General features: G+C 62.3%; 15 protein-coding genes. 3 read left to right on the plus strand and 12 right to left on the minus strand.

From position 1 onward, the window contains the following. Positions 1 to 30 precede the first annotated feature (30 nt). Complete coding sequence (locus GO988_RS19450) at positions 31 to 990, plus strand: XdhC family protein (RefSeq protein WP_157568694.1); 960 nt, start codon at positions 31 to 33, stop codon at positions 988 to 990. Positions 991 to 1,081: 91 nt separating this feature from the next. On the opposite strand, the gene GO988_RS19455 is transcribed toward GO988_RS19450, so the two are convergent. Further along, positions 1,082 to 1,276, minus strand: a complete 195-nt coding sequence (locus GO988_RS19455; protein WP_157568696.1) for a hypothetical protein — start codon at positions 1,274 to 1,276, stop codon at positions 1,082 to 1,084. 59 nt (positions 1,277 to 1,335) lie between these two features. Continuing rightward, complete coding sequence (locus GO988_RS19460; RefSeq protein ID WP_157568698.1) at positions 1,336 to 3,348, minus strand: beta-N-acetylhexosaminidase; 2,013 nt, start codon at positions 3,346 to 3,348, stop codon at positions 1,336 to 1,338. A gap of 84 nt (positions 3,349 to 3,432) precedes the next feature. Between GO988_RS19460 and GO988_RS19465 the strand changes: the two genes are divergently transcribed. Then, positions 3,433 to 5,229: a DUF2339 domain-containing protein gene (locus GO988_RS19465; protein ID WP_157568700.1), complete on the plus strand. Its 1,797-nt coding sequence runs from the start codon at positions 3,433 to 3,435 to the stop codon at positions 5,227 to 5,229. Between the two features lie 8 nt (positions 5,230 to 5,237). On the opposite strand, the gene GO988_RS19470 is transcribed toward GO988_RS19465, so the two are convergent. From GO988_RS19470 to GO988_RS19505, 8 genes are all read right to left on the minus strand, one after another. Beyond that, a complete protein-coding gene (locus tag GO988_RS19470) occupies positions 5,238 to 6,587 on the minus strand; it encodes a DUF58 domain-containing protein (protein ID WP_157568702.1) in 1,350 nt (449 codons plus the stop codon). After that, positions 6,584 to 7,135, minus strand: a complete 552-nt coding sequence (locus GO988_RS19475) for an NADAR family protein (RefSeq protein ID WP_157568704.1) — start codon at positions 7,133 to 7,135, stop codon at positions 6,584 to 6,586. Before GO988_RS19475 ends, GO988_RS19470 begins: the two co-directional genes overlap by 4 nt. Continuing rightward, positions 7,136 to 8,224 (minus strand): AAA family ATPase, encoded by a 1,089-nt coding sequence (locus tag GO988_RS19480; protein WP_157568706.1) that lies wholly within the window; start codon positions 8,222 to 8,224, stop codon positions 7,136 to 7,138. A 202-nt stretch (positions 8,225 to 8,426) separates the two neighbouring features. Continuing rightward, positions 8,427 to 9,830, minus strand: coding sequence for a DUF4350 domain-containing protein (locus tag GO988_RS19485; protein ID WP_157568708.1), 1,404 nt, complete (start codon positions 9,828 to 9,830; stop codon positions 8,427 to 8,429). Positions 9,831 to 9,995: 165 nt separating this feature from the next. Beyond that, complete coding sequence (locus GO988_RS19490) at positions 9,996 to 11,069, minus strand: glycosyltransferase family 4 protein (RefSeq protein WP_157568710.1); 1,074 nt, start codon at positions 11,067 to 11,069, stop codon at positions 9,996 to 9,998. 30 nt (positions 11,070 to 11,099) lie between these two features. Beyond that, positions 11,100 to 11,933, minus strand: coding sequence for a DUF4129 domain-containing protein (locus GO988_RS19495; RefSeq protein ID WP_157568712.1), 834 nt, complete (start codon positions 11,931 to 11,933; stop codon positions 11,100 to 11,102). Beyond that, a complete protein-coding gene (locus GO988_RS19500) occupies positions 11,914 to 12,930 on the minus strand; it encodes a hypothetical protein (protein WP_157568714.1) in 1,017 nt (338 codons plus the stop codon). The genes GO988_RS19495 and GO988_RS19500 overlap by 20 nt, the downstream gene beginning before the upstream one ends. Positions 12,931 to 12,964: 34 nt before the next feature. Further along, on the minus strand, positions 12,965 to 13,972 hold the full coding sequence (locus GO988_RS19505; RefSeq protein WP_157568716.1) for a stage II sporulation protein M: 1,008 nt from the start codon (positions 13,970 to 13,972) through the stop codon (positions 12,965 to 12,967). Positions 13,973 to 14,070: 98 nt separating this feature from the next. Here GO988_RS19505 and GO988_RS19510 point away from each other — a divergent pair, with 98 nt between their 5' ends. Continuing rightward, positions 14,071 to 14,796: an RDD family protein gene (locus GO988_RS19510; RefSeq protein WP_157568717.1), complete on the plus strand. Its 726-nt coding sequence runs from the start codon at positions 14,071 to 14,073 to the stop codon at positions 14,794 to 14,796. Positions 14,797 to 15,044: 248 nt separating this feature from the next. Here GO988_RS19510 and GO988_RS19515 read toward each other — a convergent pair whose 3' ends face one another. Continuing rightward, complete coding sequence (locus tag GO988_RS19515; RefSeq protein WP_157568719.1) at positions 15,045 to 17,054, minus strand: DUF4394 domain-containing protein; 2,010 nt, start codon at positions 17,052 to 17,054, stop codon at positions 15,045 to 15,047. 208 nt (positions 17,055 to 17,262) lie between these two features. Continuing rightward, positions 17,263 to 18,702, minus strand: a complete 1,440-nt coding sequence (locus GO988_RS19520) for a sensor histidine kinase (RefSeq protein ID WP_157568721.1) — start codon at positions 18,700 to 18,702, stop codon at positions 17,263 to 17,265. Position 18,703 lies beyond the last annotated feature (1 nt).

An 18,703-nucleotide genomic window follows, 5' to 3' on the forward strand; every position in this document is an offset into this window, starting at 1 on the left:
GATTAACCATTTATCATTAACTATTAAAAAATGCCTGCTACCCCCCGCGACCTGCCTGCCTGGACGCTGGCCGCCGACGCCCTACGCACCGGCCGGCTGGCCGCCCTGCTGTGCGTGGTGCAGAGCGAGGGAAGCAGCCCCGGCCGCCAGGGCTTTAAAATGGTGGTGACGGCTGAGGCCGTGGCTGGCTCCATTGGCGGGGGTATTATGGAGCATAAATGGGTAGAGCTGGCTCGCCAGCGCCTGCGGGAAGGCGATAGCACGCCGCTGCTACGCCCCCAAATTCATCGGCGCGAGGCCCCCGCCGACCGCTCGGGCATGATGTGCGCCGGCGAACAAGAAGTGCTGCTGTGGCCCTTGCAAGTGGCCGATTTGCCGGTAGTTGAGGCTATTGAAACTGCTTTGCAAGACCTCGGCGGCGGTGCGTGGGAGGTGAGCGCCGCCACCGGCCTGCACCGGACAACGGAGGTGCCGGGCGCCTTCTACGATTACCAGCCTGGCCCGGCTTGGCGCTACCGCGAGCAGCTGGGCTTTCGGGACCAGCTAACCATCGTGGGCGGCGGGCACGTCAGCCTGGCGCTGTCGCAACTAGCAGCCAATTTGGAGTTTGAAATAACCGTCTTAGACGACCGCCCCGACTTGCCTACGCTCAGCGCCAACCACTTTGCCCACCACCGCCGGCAAGTAAACTATGAAACCCTGGCCCTACCCCCCGGCCCGCACCACTACGTAGTGGTCATGACGGTAGGCTACCGCACCGATGCCGTGGCCCTGCGGCAACTGCTAGGCCATAGTTACCGCTACCTTGGCGTGATGGGCAGCGCCACCAAAGTAGCCGAGTTGCGCCGGGTGCTGCGCGAAGAAGGCTTTGCCGAAGCCAACCTGGCCCGCCTGCGCGGCCCCATCGGCGTGCAGATAAACAGCCGCCTACCCGAAGAAATCGCCGTGAGCGTGGCTGCCGAGTTGATTCGGGTGCGCAACGGGGGGTAGGGCAAGTGGCTGGCTGATGGATATAGGTGCGTCTGTCATTGCGCAAGGAGCACTTAAGTGCCCGGTGCGCCTGCTGCCCCCAGCCTAAGCTTTAGTCGTGTGCGGGCGGTGCTGGCTGGTTTTTCTGAGCAAGGGCCGCCTGTTCATCCAGGTCGTCCAGCTTTTCTTCTTCGTGCCAAATTACTTCGGGAGTGAATAAGCCAGTCAGGGCCACCATATCTTCCAAAAAGTGGTCGTTGGCGGGCTGCTGGTCGTCGGCGGGGGGTAGGGAGGTGTTGGGTTGCATAAGCTGCTTACGCAAGAAAGGCCGGTGCCGGTTGTGGCGGGCACCGGCCCTTCCGGCTGCTACATACCCACCAGCAGCCGCGCCGCACTTATAATGGCCAGCTCAGTTTGGCCAACCGGCTTTTGGGCGGCATCGAGTTGCAACTTGGCGGCGGCTTGCCAGGCAGCTAGCGCAGGTTGGCCCTGCGCTAGCTGCGTAAGGCGCTGGCTGAGCAGCCCCGCCACAATGCCGAGCTGCGCCGACAGCGGCGCGTACTCCGCCAGGCTGGGGCTAGTCACGAACAGGGGGGGTAGGGCCTCGGTAGCGTGCTGCCACTCGGCCACTTGCTGGCGCAGGCTAGCCAGCTGCCGGCTGCTAGCGGGCGACAGCGCGGGCGGCCCCGCCACCACCGGAAACGCGGGCACCACAATGCTAAGGCTCGCCAGCAGGCTATCTACGGTGGCCCCGAAGCGGCGCGCGACATCCGATTCGGCCGGGGCGGCGTCTACGAGGCGGGTCAGGGGCGTTTCGGTGGTATACTTAAAGCCTTGGAAATGGCGCTTATACTCCTTCACCGGTTCGGCAATGGCCGCTAGGGTTTGCAGGGCGGGTAGGGCAGCGGGGTAGGGGGCGGCCAGCTGGCGCAGCAGCGCAGCCGGAACGCGGCGGTGGCGCAAGCCGAGCGCCTCCAGTTCTTCCGACACGAAAGCCAGGCGGCGGTACATATCGGGCACGTTTTGGGCGAGCGCGGCGGGGCTCCAGAGGCGCTCGGCCACGGCGGCGGCGCGGGGCCACACGCGGCTTTCGTAAATGACGCTGTCGGCAAATTCGCTCCACATGGCGGCCTCACCGCCCAGCACGCGGGCTTGCAGCGAGTCGGGCACGCCCTGCAAGGGGTCGGCGGCGTAGGAGGAAGCGGCCGTGAGGTAGAGGTCGAGGTAGTAGCCGTGGGCGCGCAGGGCGGGGTGGCCCTGGCGCGCCGCCTCGGCCACGCCTTTTGGGCCGCGCCAGCTTTCCACCATAATTGCCTGGGGCAGGTCGGGGCCCAAAATTTCATCCCAACCAATCATCGTTTTACCCAGCTTTTGCAGCGTAACCAAAATGCGGCGGTTGAAATAATTTTGGAGCTGGTGCTTGTCGGGCACCGTGGTGCCGGTTTTTACGAAGCCTTTCTGTTGCATAAAGGCCACAATGCGTGGGTTGTGGCGCCACTGCCGGCCGTCGTTTTCGTCGCCGCCAATGTGAAAATAAGGGTCCGGGAAAAGCCCACTCATCTCCGTCAGCACCGAGTCGAGCATGGTATAAGTGCCCTCCCGGGTAGGGTCGAGGGCAATGTTGAGCACGCCCCAGCGAATGGGCACCGCTTTGATAGAGTCGTTGCAAGCCAGGCGGGGGTAGGCAGCCAGCAGCGCGCCGGTATGGCCCGGCAAGTCGAATTCGGGCACCACCCGAATGCCGCGCGCCTGGGCGTAGCGCACCACTTCGCGGACCTCGGCCTGGGTGTAGTAGCCCGTGGCGCCAGCCACAGTATGCAAGCGCGGAAACAGTTTACTCTCGACGCGCCAGCCCTGGTCGTCGCAGAGGTGCCAATGCAACACGTTGAGCTTCACGGCGGCCATGCCGTCGAGGTTGCGCTTTACCGCGGCCACCGGCTGAAAGTGCCGCGCCGCATCGAGCAGCAGCCCGCGCCAACGAAAGCGGGGCGCGTCTTGGATATCGCAAAACTGCGCCCGCCAGCCGCGCGGCGTGCTCTCAATCACCTGCCGAAACGTGGCCAGCCCGCGCTGAATACCCAGCGGCGACGCGGCCGTGAGGCTGGCCCCCGCCGCCGTAATGCGCAGGCGGTAGCTCTCGTCCGTGGAGGTAGCCGCGCCGGTGGTTTGGCGGCGCAAGGCGAGCAGCGGTGCCGTTTTGAAGGCGTAATAGCCAGCCAGCCAGCTGGCCTGCGCCGGCAGGGGTAGCAGCGGGCGCTGCGCCTGAGCAGTTAAGCTTACTAGTAGGAGCAGCACCAGGGTGCCCATTTTTGCCGATAAGGCTAGGTTGCCGAAGGAAAAGCGCTGTTGGTGCTCCAAACCAATCCAAAATCTCATCATTCAGCCAAAAGTACGGCCAGATTTTGCCCTCGGCTGGCCGATTACGCCCAACTTGCGACAACTATGCGTTTGGCTACCGTTTCTATGAAAACTCCTTCTTGGCTGGCTTGGCTATTTTGCAGCTTGTTTCTGATAACAGTGGCTTTCGGCTATTTGCCGCGCCAGCAGGCAACGGGCACGGCGGCGGTTATCAGCTGGGATGTGTCGGGCTACTACCTCTACCTGCCGGCTATCTTCATTCACCACGACCTGCGAGAACTGCGTTTTCACGAGCAAATGCTGCGCGACTACGCGCCTACCCCCGACTTTCAGCAGGCCTACCGGCACCCCGTTAGCGGGCACTACGTGCTGAAATATTCGGCGGGCTTGGCCGTGCAATTTCTGCCGTTTTTTTGGGTGGCCCACGCGCTAGCAGCGCCGCTGGGCTACCCCCCCGATGGCTTCTCACCCCCCTACCAAATGGCCATTTTGGCGGGCAGCGTGCTGATGGCAATCGTAGGCTTGGGGCTGGTGCGGCGCGCCCTGCGGCCTCGTTTTGGCGAGTGGCCCACGGCGCTTACCCTGCTGGCTATTATGCTAGGCACTAATTATTTGTGCTATAGCGCGTTGGCTGGCGCTATGGCGCACAACTGGCTTTTTACCTGGTACGCGGCTCTGCTGCTGCTAACGCCCGCCTTCTACCGGCACCCTACCCTGGGCCGGGCGCTGGCCATCGGGGCCATCGTAGGCCTGATGACGCTCACTCGGCCCACCGATATTTTGGCAGTGTTGATTCCGCTGCTGTGGGGCCTGCGGCCCGAGCGGGGGGTAGGGCAGGCGCGGCTGGCTTTCTGGCGGCAGCACGCGGGCCTGCTGGTGGGCGCCGTGCTGGCGGGCGCTGCGGTGCTGAGCATTCAGCCGCTGTACTGGCACTATGTGGGCGGCGAGTGGGTTATCTACAGCTATCAAGACCAGGGCTTTAGCTGGTTGCAGCCACACTTCTGGAACGGTATTTTTAGCTTCGATAGCGGTTGGCTGTTGTATTCGCCGCTGCTGGTGGTAGCGCTGGTGGGGTTCGGGAGTTTGCGTCGGCAGCAGCCCGAAGCTTTTTGGGCGCTGCTAGTGTTTTTCGTCCTGTTTGCCTACATCGCCTTTGCCTGGGACGAGTGGCGCTACGGCGGTGCGCTTGGCCAGCGGGCTATGGTGCAGAGCTACGCCGTGCTGGCCTGGCCCTTTGCGGCGGCCCACCGGTGGCTGCTCGCCCGGCGGCCGTGGCTGCTCGCCTACGCGAGCTTGGCCATCGTGCTGTGCTACTACAGCGTGTGGCTCACGCACCAAGCGTACCGCGGCGGCTTGCTCTTCGTGGGCCAAATGAAAGGCGCCTATTGGTGGCGCATTTTGGGGCGCTACGACGTGCCGCGCGAAACCCGCCTGCTGCTCGACACCGACTTCGATTTTACGGGTACGCCGCGCCACTACCGTACCCTGTGGCGCCAAGATTTTGAGGCGCTGCCGGGTGCCACCTGCGCGCAGCCCGCGCTGCAAGGCCGCTGCTCGCTGGTGCTCGACGAGGCGCACCCTGCCAGCGCCGAGTACACGATTCCGGCGCGGCCGGGGCAATTTGAGTGGGTGCAAGGCAGCGCCTTGGCTTGCACCGACCGCGAAATCTGGAATTCGTGGGAAATGACGCAATTTGTGGTGCGCTTTTGCAAGGGCTCTGAGGTGATGCGCGAGCGCAGCGCCCGCTTTCAGCGCGTGCTGCTGCCCAACCGCGCCCAGCTATTGCGTTTCTATTTTCAAGCGCCGCCCGTTGAGTACGACCACATCACGGTCGTTTTCCTGCACGCCGGGCACACCGCCGTGCGGTTTGATAACGCCCAACTGGCTGCGTTTGACGAGTAACAAGCGGTCTATATCAGGCCGCGAGATTTGAATTCCAGGTACTTATTTATCGTGTTAGCCGTCAGTTGCTGCGGCGGTGTCAGCAGCGCGTGAATGCCGTAGCGCTGCAACTCCAGCACAATCTGGCGTTTTTCCTGCTGAAATTTCTCGGCAATGGTTTGGTTATACACGTCCACCGTCGTGTCAGCCGGCGCGTCTAAGAAGGTGCGCAGCTCGGTGTTTTCGAAGAATACCACCAGCAGCAAATGCGCCTTGCTGAGGCCGCGCAGGTAGGGTAGCTGCCGCTGCATACCCTGCAAGGTCTCAAAATTGGTGAACAGAATGAGCAGGCTACGCTGCTTCACCTTGGCCCGCACTGTGGCGTACAATAGCTCGTAGTCGGTTTCGAGGTACTGCGTTTTTTGGTGGTACAGCACCTCCAAAATAGTGCGCATGTGGCCCGCTCGGCGCTCGGCGGCCACGGTGGCGCCGGGCTTGTTCGAGAAGGTAATAAGGCCCGCCTTGTCGTGCTTGAGCAGCGCAATGTTGCTCATTACCAGCGTGGCATTGATGGCATAATCGAGCAAGCTCAGTCCTTCAAATGGCATGCGCATCACCCGGCCCTTGTCGATGAGGCAGTATACTTGCTGGGCGCGCTCGTCCTGAAAGTGGTTGATTACCAGCGTATCGGTAGCGCCCGGAATGGTGCGCCGCGCACTGGCCTGCCAGTTGATGCTGCGCGGGTCGTCGCCGGCCACGTAGGGCCGCAGCTGCTCAAACTCCATGCTTTGCCCTACCCGCCGAATGCGCTTGATGCCCACCTCGGTGAGGCGGTTGTGGATGGCCAGCAGCTCGTACTGCCGCATCTGCAAAAAGGACGGGTACACCGGCACCACCCGCGCCTGGTCGAAGCGAAAGCGTCGCCGCACGAGCCCCAGCGGCGAGGCGGCGTACACGTTTAGCGCCCCAAACTCGTACTCGCCGCGCTTGGTGGGCCGCAGCTGGTAGCTGATAACCTGCGTTTGCCCCGGCAGCACGGTGGTTTCAAACAGCACGTCGCGCCGCTGAAACTGGTGCGGAATCTCGTCAATCACTTCCACCTGAATGCCAAAGCGGTAGCGATTTTCTATGAATAACCGCACGTCGTTGTCCGAACCGTTGGCCAGCTTATCGCCCATTTCCCGCCGCCCAAACACTGGCGCGGCCCTACCCCCTGCTGGCACATAGAGGAGCGCCGCGTCGAGCAGCGTTAGCAGCGCAGCTGCGGCTAGCAGCACCTGCATCGGCCCCAGCAGCCAGGGTAGGAAAAACGCCACCACGAAGCCTACGATGAGCGCCGTGAGCAAGTAGAAAAAACGACGGGTTAGGAAAAAGCTCATGGGCGGCGGAGTTGGTCGCGAACTTCCATTAGGGCAAAGCCCAGTAAATTGGGCCCCTGCCAGCGGGCCGGATTCTCGGCATCGACGTGGTCGGCGGCCAAGCCAATCCCCCAAATGGTATCAACGGGGCTAGCCTCAACTAGCACCCGGTCGCCGGTGGCCAGCAGGAAAGTAAGCAGGTTTTTGTGCTGGCTGAACTTGTGGAAATTACCCGTCTTGACGATATCGTACTTGTGAGCTTCCCAGACGTCGGGCACAAAGTCGTGAATCGCGCGCCCCAGTTTCTTGGCCTCGGCGGGGCTTTTAGCGGCCAAAATTTGGGCTAAAACTGCGGCATCATCAAAAAGCCGAGCCTTCTCAGCCATCATCCAGTGCTCGGTTGAGCGGTACGTGACGCCGGCCACTACAAAGTCGGCTACCCACCATTGGCTAAGGCAAGATTTGGTGATAACACCATCTTTACTAGGCTGATGCCCCCAAAAGAAGAGGTACTTAACGCGGTGCTCTTGCGCGAGTTCGGCCAGCAGCCAGGCAGTAGAGTACGTCATCTAGCGGGGCACTTCTACCGATTGCACAATCGTTTTCACCACTTCATCCGCCGTGCCGCCTTCCATCTCGCGCTCGGGAGTGAGCATGATGCGGTGGCGCAACACCGGCGCGGCCAGAAACTGCACATCCTCAGGCGTCACGAAGTCGCGGCCGCGCAGGGCGGCCAGTGCTTTGGCGCCGTTGAGCAGCGCCAGGCTCGCGCGGGGCGAAGCGCCCAGGTACAGGGCTTTGTGGGCGCGGGTCTGGCCCACGATTTTGGCAATGTATTCGAGCACGTTGGCTTCCACGCGCTGCTGGCCTACCTGCTGGCGCAGTGCCGCCAGGTCGGTGGCCGTTAGCACCGGCTTCACCCGCTCGAGCGGCGTGCCGCCAAAGCCACTGTGGTGGCCCTGCAAAATCTGGATTTCCTCGGCTAGGGTTGGGTAGCCCACGTTCAGCTTGAAGAGGAAGCGGTCGAGCTGTGCCTCGGGCAAGCGGTAAGTACCTTCTTGCTCAATAGGGTTTTGCGTAGCCAGCACCACAAACGGCGACGCCATGCGGTGGGTACGGCCGTCCTGCGTCACGGTGCGCTCCTCCATCACCTCAAACAGCGCCGATTGCGTTTTGGCCGGCGCGCGGTTGATTTCGTCAATCAGCACCACGCTGGCGAAAATGGGACCGGGCCGAAACTCAAAATCGCCCTGCGCCGGCCGAAAAATGCTGGTGCCGAGCACGTCGGCCGGCATCAGGTCGGGCGTAAACTGGATGCGGCTGAAGGGTACGTCGAGCGTGCGGGCTAGTAGCTTAGCGGTGAGGGTTTTGGCTACGCCCGGCACGCCTTCGAGCAGCACGTGCCCGTCGGCGAGCAAGGCCGTGAGTAGCAGTTGCAGCAAATCCTGCTGGCCCACAATCACCTGGCCGATTTGCGTGCGCACGGCCTCCGTGCGGGCCGTCAGCTGCGCAAGGTCGGTGCGCGGAGCAAAGCTGTTGGTGTTGCTGGCAGGGGTAGGAGCATCGGTGAGCAGCGCGTCGGGCGGGGTAGCCGGTAGGGGCAAGCTGGCGGCTGAGGTGGGGGGTAGGGTATCGTCGGTAGAAAGCTGCGGGTCCATAAATTGAGAGGTAGCGGGCAAAAGCCTAGCTTCGCTGGGGGATAATAAAAGGTACTAAGCCTGCTATAAAAAGTATTATTATCAGTCGTTAAATCAGAATCTTTTACCTTCTAAAATCAGCATTTGGGATGTGCAATGCGGTTATATAAGAAAAGTTATAAATTAATAAAATACAATTTATAAAAGAAGTGCAAAAAGCTTATCAGCGCGATTCCACTTTGAAATCATGAATAGCGCGGCTCAAGATAAGCAGTTCGCGGTCGGTGACGGTTGGCGCGGTGCGCGCAAAATTGATAAAGCGGATAAGCTCGTCGATGCGCGGGCGCGGCAGGCCCGCTTTTTGGCTCAGGCGCTCGCGGAAAGCCTCATCGCTTAGGTCGGGGGTAGGCTCGTGGAAGCGCGTGCGCAGGTAATCCAGAAACAAGGCTACCTTCTTCTCCGCAATGAGCGAGTGGTTGCGTCCCTGCTGATAAAGGCCAGCCACGGTGCGTGCAAATAGCAGCGTAGTGTTCGGCAATGGCTTGATGGTGGGAATGACGCGCTGGCGGCGCCGCGCCTCTACCAGCACAAACAGTACCCCCGCCACTAGCAGCAAGTAGTAGGCGGCGCGCAAGGCTGGGTGCGCCATGATGACGCGCAGCACCGACTGCTCGCCGGCGCGCCCTTGCTTCTGGTATTCGTCCCACCAAGCGGGGCGGCCGGTGGGCAGATACGACAAAGCCGCAAAGGCAAAGTCGGCGGTGCGAGGCCGCAGCACCCAGTAGTTGCCAAACGCCAGCGGCACCGAGCACAAGTAAAAATGCCCACGCCCGTGGTCGAGGCGCAGCAGTACCGGCCGGCCCTGCGCATCGGCCGCCAGGGTAGCGCCTTGGTGCGGCCGCCGGGCCGCCAGGGCCAGCCGGTAGCCCGCCACAGCCGATGCAAAGCGAAAGTCAGTAGTGGCGAGGCCCGGCCGGGTTCGCAGCAGGTGCAGCTGCACCGAATCGTGGGGGGTAGGGCGGCCTAGCTGGGGCACCAGCGAGCGGCTGGTGGTATCGGCCTCGTAGGTGCTGATGCCCAAGGTATCAGCCAGAAAGCCCCGCCGGTTAGACCCAAAATCTTCGGCGGCAATAAATACGTCGTGGCCCGCCGCTACGAAGCGCAGCAAGGCAGCCGTTTCGAGGCGGCTGGCCTCAAAATCTTGTTTAATGAAAAGATAATTGGCGCGAGTGGCAACGAGCGGGAGAGTAGCGGTTTCGGTTTCGGCGGCGGCTTGGTCGTTGGCGGCCGCTTGCCGGGCTTCGGTAGCTAGCGAGTCGCTGGTTGCTGAGTCGGCAGGCGCTTCCGAATCGTCAGAAAACGTGACATTTTCCGGCCGGCCGGCTTGCAGTTGGGGCTCTTCGGTGCCCAGCAGCTGGTTGAAAATGGGTTGGCGCACCCCCACTACCGAGTCGGTACCCAGCACCTGCGGTAGGCCATCATACACCACATAGGTACCGTACGGAATCTTATCCTTGCTGCTGAGCGTGGGCGTCCAGTCCACGGGTTTGGGGCGGTAGTATTCGAGCGCCACATAGCCCCCAAACAGCACCAGAATGCCCAGCAGGTACCAGCGAAAAGTAGTCAAGGTGCTAAAGGATAAAAGTTTATTGGAATAAAATTTAGGTTATAGTCGCACGCTATGCTGCCGATAGGAAGCATCTTGGTCGCATCGTCAGGCGCAACTCAAACGCAACCAGCCAAGAGGCTTATTACCGTCAGCATGATGCTCTTTTTCAGTAGCTCTCATAGATTACCGGCCCAGTAATTCTTCGTAAACCTGCAAATAATCGGCCGCCGCCTGCTGCCAACTAAACTGCCCGGCCTGCGCTTGCGCCGCCGCCGCCCGCGCCGGTGAGTGCTGGGCCAAGCCAGTCGCCAGTACCTGCTGCATGTGGGCCGGCGAAAAGTCGTCGAAATAATAAGCTGCCGCCCCGCCCACCTCGGGCAACGACGTGAGGCGGCTCAGAAACGCGGGCTTGCCCAGCTGCATTGCCTCGACTACCGGCAGCCCAAAGCCCTCGGCTAGCGACGGTTGTAGGTAGGCCTGGCAGTGCTGATAATACCAGGTTTTATCGGCTTCGGAAATGCCCGTAAGGATGGTTATGCGGTCGCCTACCCCCGCCTGTGCGGCCGCCGCCCGAATGGCGGCCACGTAGCTCTCCTCAGCAAAGCTGCCTGCTATTAGCAGCTCGTAGTCAGTGCCTTGTAAAAGAGACGGGAGCACGTGGTAGTTCTTTTTGGCGTTAATTGTGCCCAGCCCAAACAGGAAGGGCCGCCGCGGCACGTAAGCCGGCGTGTGGCCCGCTGGCAGAGGCGCCAGCGCCTCGACGCCGCGCCGCACGTAGCGCAGCGGCTTGGCCGCCGAATAGCCCAGCAAATCGGCGTGGCGCAGGATGTCCTGGCGCACATAGTCGGAAATGGTCACCAGGTAATCGGCGCGCCGGATGTTGCGGCGCACCATGGCTAGCTGCCGGGTGTAGGTGCGCTCATCGGGGCTTTCGTGCAGAAAATTGAGGTCGTGCACCGTCAAAACCACTTTCGTAAAGGGGCTGGTGGGCACGTACCAGCTCAGCTGCGACGTAGCGTGCCACAGCCGAAAACCGTAGCTGGGCGGGTTGAAGTACTTGTGAAAGCTGCGCTGGGTGAGGTAGCGCACGCCGGTGCTACCCAGCCCGCCCACCTCGGCGGGCGGCACGTAGCAGTAAAGGTGGTAGCGTTGGTTTTGGCGAATAAGCTCGTAGGCCAGGGGCACCACAAAGTGGCTGAAACCGCTGTTTCGGTCTTTAAGCGGCTCGCAGTCAAGGATAATGCGGGGTAAGGACATGAGATAAAATCGAAGCCGGAAGCCCGGGAATTAAGCAGCGGGTGGGCGCACGCCAGCGCCGCTCAGCTGCTGCCCAAACTGGCGTTGGCTTTCGCGCACCGGCGCGTAGAGGGCCGCTGGCAGCGGCAGCTCGCCGTACCAGATGTATTCAAACTGCCGCGTGAGCTCGGCAAAAGGCGCGCGGGCGGTGGGGCGGCTGGTTTCCAGCTCGCGCAGGTAGGCCTGGTTGGTTTTGTCGGGCTGCCAGGCAATAAGTTCGCGGTCGGTGAGCTGCTTGAGGAGCTGCAAGTAGCCCAGGCGCACGGCCAGGCGCAGGTTGCCGGTGGCTTCGGCCTGCGCAATCGCCTGGCTAAAATCCAGGGCGTGAATGTTTTCCTGGCCCGCCTCATAGGCAAGGGGTAGGGCGCGCGGCGCGCGGCCAAAAACTTTGGTCAGGTCTACTTGCAGAAACTTGAGCACGGCATAAACTAGCCCACCCCCAATTAGGAGGTAGAGAATAACGTCCCACGCCACACGGCCCCCTTTTGTGTCGAATAACCGGCTCAGCCCGCGAAAAAACCACCGCAGCAGCCGAGCCCAAAAGCCAGCCTGCTCGGGCTCCTCCCGCACGTCGGTGTACTGAAAATCGTGCTGGCCGCGCAGCTCGCGCAGGTGGCTGGCTGCCGGGCGGCGCACCGGCTGGGGTACGGCCGCATCGGGGGGTAGGGGCGGGGCAGTGGCCGTATCGGCCGGGGCCGAAAGGGAGGGTAGGGCAGCTGGCAACTGGGGCGGCGTGGCCAGCGCGGGCGCGCCGCCCAGGGCCAGCAGCAACGCCAGCGCGCCGCCAGTGCGGGCGCTCAGCAGCTTAATATTCACCTTCCTCATCGGGCCGGTAGTGGCTGGATTGGGCCACGGGTAGGCCTTGGCTCTGGCCCAGCTTATCCACGAGCAGACGCAAACCAAAACCGTCTTTTTGCTCTGTTAAATTAAAATATTGAAAGACTAGCGCCAGCAGCGGTATCGTGTAGGTGAAGATAATGCCAGTGGCATACAGGCAGTTGGTAATAAGGCCGAGCACATCGGAGTTGAGCCCTGGTACTTGGAGCACTTTGCCAAACATCACGGCGTATTGCGGAACAGCAAACACGATGCTGAGTATTGATTGCAGAAAGCCAGCTATCAGCAGCAGGCCCAACGTAGCCCACCACTGCCCCCGAATCAGGTGGAAGCACCGGCCAATAGAGGCTAAAATAGACAGGTCTTCGAGCCACAATACGGGAAAATAAAGGCTCAGCGCAATACTTAAGTAAATGCTCGGTATTAGCACCAGTAAAAATGCTAGTGCTGTGGCGCCTACCCCCGGCTGCACCGCTGCAATACCGCCCACCAGCCCACCAAATAGGATACTAAAGCCCAGGCCGCCCCCAAAGGCTAACAGCAATGAGGCCAGCACCATGCGCCCCAGCTTGGCGCGCATCTCGGCCCAAACGTCGGTGGGCGTAACGGGTTCGGTGGCGGGCAAGCGTAGGCGCGCCCGCAGGTAGCCGTAAAGCGTGCCGCTAAGCACCAAAAAGGCCAGTACACCACCCGCCACCGCCAAGCCCAGTCCGCCAAAGCTGAACATGGCAAAAGGCGAGCTAGCCGTAGGAAATGCGCCGCCGCTATGCTGGGCGGCTACGGCGCGCCCCGACATATTGTACACCGAATTGTTGAAGAACCCCAGGCCGATGCCCATTACCAAGCTAAAGGGCAAAGTAAAGTATAGTAGGCACTTACCCAGCAGGCGCCAATGTGCGCCGATAAATTCGAAGGTGGCGGAAATCTTGGCGCCAAAGTCGCGCTCCTGCCAAAAATCAGCAGCTTGAGTATAGGTATTTTTCATATAGCTAACGGAATAATAGGCTAGTTAAGCAGTGCTAAACGCTCGTAGGCAACTGGGTAGCAAGGTAAGCCTCCTCGGCTGCGGCCGGCAAAGCAGCTGCCTGCTGGCGCCGCCGCACCAAGCGCGGATAAAGGCCAAAATACCAGCCGATAAACGCCGCCGAGCCGCCAATAATGAGCAGGCTCAGCGCCACCGGCATTTCGGTGTGGCGCGTCACGAAGCTTTCGAGGAAGGCCGCCACCACAATGATGGGGGTAAGGCCCATGGCCAGCTTCACGGCATCGCGGGCGGCACGGGTCAGCGACTCGCGCCGCGAGTAGGTGCCCGGAAACAGCACGCCAGCACCCAAAATAAAGCCCGCGCCGCCGGCCAGCACGATACTCGGAATTTCGAGCGTGCCGTGAATCCAGATGGTGAGCACTGAGGGGAGCAGCACGTGCTCTTGGTAAAAGAAATATTGGAAAGCGCCCAGCATAATGCCGTTCATGAACAACGAATACAACGTGCCTACCCCCAGCGTGAGGCCCATGACGAAAGTTTTGAGGGCCACCAGCAGGTTGTTGGCCGCAATGCCCACAAACATCACCGACGAGCTGCCCGACTTATAAATGGCCATGGGGTCGCCGCGCCGAATGTTGGCCAGCGTTTGGTTCACATAGCCATCGCCCACCACCACGCGCAGAAAATTTTCGTCGTAGGCTGCCGACAGCACGCCCATGGCCGTGAACAGCAAAAAGAGCCCCATGGCCCAGGCCAGCGAGCGCTGGTGCCGGGCCACTACAAGCGGCACTTCCACGGCCCAAAAGTGGCCGAGGCGGCGCGACTGCTCGGGCCGGTTTTTGTAGAGTGATTGGTGCAGGCGGCCCGTCAGGGTATTGAGGTAGGCCGTGGCCGGGGAGGTAGGGTAGAAGGTCTGGGCGTAGGCCAGGTCGTCGGTGAGGTGCACGAAGCGCGCCGCCAGCTCATCCGGATTGGTAGTAGGCTGAGATTCGTACTGCTGCCAGCGGGCCTGGTTTTGCCGCAGAAAAGTGGCTTCGCGCATGGGTAGGCGGGGTTAGGGCCTTAAAGGTAGGCAGCGGCCGAATAGGTACTTAGCGGAGAAGGTGTATTTTTCGGGCCAGTTTACTTTAGCCAAGCTTTATGGGCACTATCCGCGTACACACTACCCAAAACGTTACCCTCGAATACGAAGCCGCCAGCATCGGCAGCCGCATTGTGGCGGCCATCATCGACAACCTTATTATGGGGGCCTGGTTTGGGGCCGTAGCCGTGCTCATTAGCAGCCTCATGGGTAGCAGTAGCAGCACCCTCAGCGCCTGGATTATTGGCCTGCTGGTGGGCATTCCAATCGTGTTCTATCACCTAGCCTGCGAGGTATTTTTCAATGGCCAGAGCCTGGGCAAAAAAGCCCGCCACATTCGGGTGGTGCGCCTCGATGGCACCGCACCGCGCTTCGGCGACTACGTGCTGCGCTGGCTGCTGCGCCTCATCGACACCGGTATTGGTAGCGGGCTGGTGGCCGTCATCACCATCGCCGCCAATGGCAAAGGCCAGCGCCTTGGCGACCTGGCGGCCGGCACCACCGTCATCGACTTGCGGCCGGCCGCTACCCCCCTCTACCAGCCGGGGGCGGCCGCGCCGGTGGGCTACCAGCCGGTATTTCCGCAGGCTGCCGACCTCAGCGACCACGACGTGGCCTTGCTGCGCCAGCTGCTGGGTCGCGGCCTAAAACAAGAAAACTACTTGGTTCTCAACGAGACCGCTACCAAAATAAAGCAGCTGCTCCACATCCAAAGCGACTTGTCGGACGAGACGTTCCTGCGCACTATTCTGCGCGACCACGCCCACCTGGCGGCGGCCGAGTAATTAGAGCTATTTTTTTAAAACGAACGTCCTGCTGACGATAAGAAGCCTCTCTACCGCGTCGTTCGGATACTAAATCCAACGAAGCAGTAGAGAGGCTTCTTATCGTCAGCAGGACGTTCGTTTTGTGTTCTTGGTATGCAGCTGCCTACCTAATTGCCTCTAGCCAAACGAAGGGGGTAGGGGGTAGCCCTAAAAAAGGCTAGCCCCTCGCGGAGCCAGCCTTTTTTAGGCTTCAACCAAAGCAACTACTATTGCGTCAGCATACCCTGGCGGGTGCCGGCGGGCTGGCCATCGAAGCTGAGGCGGAAGAAATACATGCCCGCCGCTTGGCTTTGGCGGTTCCAGCGGATGAGCTGGGGCCCGGCCGGCAGCAAGCCCGCATCTACTTTATCGACGGTGCGGCCGAGCGCATCCGATACCGTGAGCTCGACGTGGGCGGCGCGGGGCAGGCCAAAGGCTACGGCCGCCGAGCCGGCCAAGGGGTTGGGGTAGAGCGAAAGGCTAGTCGCCAGCTCCTCCGAGCGGTTCGACGTAACGACACCCGTAGAAGCGGCCACGGCAATATCGCGGGCCGCAATGCCATTGCCGATGGCCCCCACCAGCGTGGCGGCACCCGTGGCGAGGTTCACGGTATAGAGCGAGGTATTGGCCGAAGTGCCAGTATTGGCCACCAAATAGGCGGTGTTCGCGCCCACGCCGGTGCTGTAGATGTCGAGGTCCACGTTGGGGGCAGTAGTGTTCACCGCGATGCCCGACGAGCCGATGGTCGTGAGCTGGCCGTCGGCGGGCGGGTTGGCGGTGGCCTGCGTGTTGAGTACGTTCAGGGCCTCATCGTAATTGAAGAGGGTAGTGCCCGACGTGGCGCTGGCGCCCATAAAGCTGTTGGTGTAGGCCACCGCGCCGATGCTCGGCGTATTGGTGCCCGTAGTATAAGCCACCTGGCCATCGGTAGCGGCCAAAATACCGGTAGCAGGATTAGTCGGGTTGAGGCGGTAGTTGTTGCGATTAGCGCCCACCACCCGAATGCGGTCCACGGTCGGGTTAAAGTCAAACCCAATGCTGCCCGTGCCCAGCTCCAGGCGCACGGCCGCCCCGATGGGGGTAGCCACGCCCGACACGGCATTGATGCTGTAGAGCTGCGCGTTGGCTACGCCGGTTGCGGCCGCCGCATTGTAGCCCAGGCCGTAGAGTGAGTTGTTGAGCGGCCGCACATCGAGGCCCGCCAGCGTCTGTGTGGCGTCAACCCCCGTGATGCCCACCGACGTGCGAATGGTACTCGGCGCGCCCGTGTCAAACGTAATCAAGTTGGTGCCCGCCAGCGCATAAGCCAGCTGCCCCGTAATGGCCGGCAGCGTGGCCGGCCGGTCGATGGCAAACGTGATGTCCGTGATAGCCACCAAGGCCCCGGTGCCCAGCGCGCCCACCGCTGTGGCGGCGCCCGTAGTCAGGTTTACGGTGTAGAGGGTAGAAGTGGCGGCCGTGGTGCTGGTCGAAATGGCCGTGGTCAGGTAGGCCACGTTGGTGCCAGTACTGGCGTTGTAGTAAATGTCGAGGTCCGAAGCTTGGCTGACGCCGTTGGTGGCAATGCCCAGCGCGCCCACCGTGTTCAGGGTACCGTCGTTGGGCGGTGCCTGGGTGACGAGGCGGCTATTGGCCTCATCCAAATTGTAGAGGGTAGTGGCCGTCGAGCCGATGTAGCTGTTGGTATAGGCCGACGAGCCCACGCCCGGCGTCTGGCTGGTATTGGCGTCGGCGGTGGCGTACGTTAGCGTGCCGTCGGTGGCGGCCAGGGCCCCGTTGTTGGGGTTGAGGCGGAAATTGGTACGCGCCGCGCTCGTCACCCGAATGCGGTCCACGGTCGGGTTAAAGTCGAAACCAATGCGCGAAGTCGTCGTGCCCAGATTCAGGGTAAGCGCCGCGCCTACCGCCGTGGCTACCCCCGTGGTGCGGTTGAGGACGTAAAGCTGCGCCTGCGTGCCGGTTGGGTTGTAGCCCAGTGCAAACAGCTCGCCCGTGTTAGGACGCACATCAATGCCCACAATTGCCTGCCCCGCCGTGAAGCCTGTAATAGGCACTGTGGCCGTAAACGTGCCCGGCGCCGTGGCCGAAAACGTCACTAGGCTAACTGCCGCCGGGTTGCTGGTAATCGAGAGGCCATACACCGTTTGGGCCTGAGCAGCCCCCGCCGAAAGCCCCAGCATAGCCAGCCCCAACAGCGGGCCACGCAGAGAAGAGAGAGAAGTAAAAGATTTGCGCATGAGGTAGGTAAGGGAGAAGGGTTGTTAATAACAGCTTCATTGTCAGTGGCAATAAGGCTGCTCCTTATCTACGGGAAAGCGTTTTCTTTGGATGAAGTGTTTATGAATTTTAATCACAAATTAACTTCTTCCGCGCTGCCTGCCGAGCGAGCGCAACCAGCAAAGGGTCCCAAACGCACCCGGTCTCACCCCTGCGGCAGGCGCAGTATTAGCCGCTTACTGGTTTCTCAAATTGCACTTGTGCCGTGAGTTGGCGGCCCGTTTCGCGCAGGTGCAGCCCTACCCCTAGGCCCTGGGCCAGCCGCCCGGCTATCCAGAGGCCCAGGCCGGTGCCGGGTGCCAGCGGGTCGGCCTGGTACCAGGCGGCGGTAAGCTGCGCCAGTTGAGGTCCCAAGGGCACGGCCAGCGCATTCTCGACGGCCACTACTAGGCCGGTGCTGGTAGTGGGGGGTAGCAGCCGCAGCGTTACGGGGGTGCCGGGTGCCGCGTGCTTACGGGCATTGTCGAGCAGGTTCAGCAAGATGGTCGTCAGCTGATCGGCGTCGGTACGCACGCGCAGGCTGGCGGCAGCAGCGTCCTCGGGCAAGGCAATGGTGAGGGTGCGGCCCGCCGCCCGAAAGCGCGTCAGCTCGCGGTCGGCCAGCGCCAGCACCAGCTCATCGAGGGCCACTAGTTGCTGGGCTACGGGCAACGCCGCCCCGGCGCCCAGCCGCCCTACCAGCAAGAAATCATCCACCAGCCGGCCCAGGCGGGCCAGCTCCGCATCGTGGCCGGCCAAGGCGGCGCGGGTAGCGGGGGGTAGGGCGGGGTCGCGGCCACTCACATCGAGGCCAGTCTGGAGCGTGGCCAGCGGGGTGCGCAACTCGTGCGCCGCAGCTGCTAGAAAATTGGCCTGCGCCGTAGCCTGACCCGATAGCCGGGCTAGTAGCTGGTTAAGAGTTTCGGCCAATTCCTGCACCTCATCGCCAGTGGCGGGCACCGGCAGCGGCGCAATATCCTGGGCCTGCTGAATGCGCCGGGCCTGCGCCGCCATGAGCCGCAACGGGCGCAGCACTACGCCCGCCACCAGTGGCGCCAGCAGCGCGGCCAGCCCCAAGCTGCCTAGCAACCCCAACAGCAGGGTGCGGCGCACGCGCGCCACAGCCTGCTCGAGCGGCGCCGCCGGGTGGCCCAGCCACAGCGTGAGCCGGCCCGTAGCGGCGGCCTCATCGGCGCCGGAGCCGGGCGGGGCCGCCGCGCGCCCCACCGCCACCAGGCGGCGCGGCCCCAACTCGCGCCCCGGTGCGCCAGGCGGGGGTAGGGCTGGGCCCACCCCCGCCGGAAACTGTGCCGACCGAAACAACTCGCGGGCCGGCTGGCCGGCCTCTGCAAAAGCTACCCGCATGACCTCGCCCGGCTGGTTGGGTAGGGGTAGCGTGGGCAGCGGGTCAAGGCTGATGCGGCTCAGCAGCTCCTGGGCGTGGGCGCGCAGCAGCTCGTCGTCAGCGCGGGTAAGCTGCTGGCGCAGGCTGCGGTATTGGTAGCCGCCGGCCGCCAGCGTGGCCAGCCCCAGCACCAGCCCAAACACAAGCAGCAACTGCCCACGCAGGCCTAGCTGCCACCAGCGGCGCGGCGTATTTTTTAGGGAGTTATCCAGCGTAAAACTCATG

This window comes from Hymenobacter ginkgonis, assembly GCF_009755225.1.
In the GTDB taxonomy this organism is placed as follows: domain Bacteria; phylum Bacteroidota; class Bacteroidia; order Cytophagales; family Hymenobacteraceae; genus Hymenobacter; species Hymenobacter ginkgonis.

What these genes read in the sequence shown, in the direction of transcription:
- GO988_RS19460 (WP_157568698.1), bottom strand. Translation starts at nt 3,348, where the DNA reads ATGATGAGATTTTGGATTGGTTTGGAGCACCAACAGCGCTTTTCCTTC.
- GO988_RS19495 (WP_157568712.1), bottom strand. Translation starts at nt 11,933, where the DNA reads ATGAGGAAGGTGAATATTAAGCTGCTGAGCGCCCGCACTGGCGGCGCG.
- GO988_RS19515 (WP_157568719.1), bottom strand. Translation starts at nt 17,054, where the DNA reads ATGCGCAAATCTTTTACTTCTCTCTCTTCTCTGCGTGGCCCGCTGTTG.
- GO988_RS19510 (WP_157568717.1), top strand. Translation starts at nt 14,071, where the DNA reads ATGGGCACTATCCGCGTACACACTACCCAAAACGTTACCCTCGAATAC.
- GO988_RS19470 (WP_157568702.1), bottom strand. Translation starts at nt 6,587, where the DNA reads ATGAGCTTTTTCCTAACCCGTCGTTTTTTCTACTTGCTCACGGCGCTC.
- GO988_RS19475 (WP_157568704.1), bottom strand. Translation starts at nt 7,135, where the DNA reads ATGACGTACTCTACTGCCTGGCTGCTGGCCGAACTCGCGCAAGAGCAC.
- GO988_RS19455 (WP_157568696.1), bottom strand. Translation starts at nt 1,276, where the DNA reads ATGCAACCCAACACCTCCCTACCCCCCGCCGACGACCAGCAGCCCGCC.
- GO988_RS19505 (WP_157568716.1), bottom strand. Translation starts at nt 13,972, where the DNA reads ATGCGCGAAGCCACTTTTCTGCGGCAAAACCAGGCCCGCTGGCAGCAG.
- GO988_RS19450 (WP_157568694.1), top strand. Translation starts at nt 31, where the DNA reads ATGCCTGCTACCCCCCGCGACCTGCCTGCCTGGACGCTGGCCGCCGAC.
- GO988_RS19480 (WP_157568706.1), bottom strand. Translation starts at nt 8,224, where the DNA reads ATGGACCCGCAGCTTTCTACCGACGATACCCTACCCCCCACCTCAGCC.
- GO988_RS19520 (WP_157568721.1), bottom strand. Translation starts at nt 18,702, where the DNA reads ATGAGTTTTACGCTGGATAACTCCCTAAAAAATACGCCGCGCCGCTGG.
- GO988_RS19465 (WP_157568700.1), top strand. Translation starts at nt 3,433, where the DNA reads ATGAAAACTCCTTCTTGGCTGGCTTGGCTATTTTGCAGCTTGTTTCTG.
- GO988_RS19500 (WP_157568714.1), bottom strand. Translation starts at nt 12,930, where the DNA reads ATGAAAAATACCTATACTCAAGCTGCTGATTTTTGGCAGGAGCGCGAC.
- GO988_RS19490 (WP_157568710.1), bottom strand. Translation starts at nt 11,069, where the DNA reads ATGTCCTTACCCCGCATTATCCTTGACTGCGAGCCGCTTAAAGACCGA.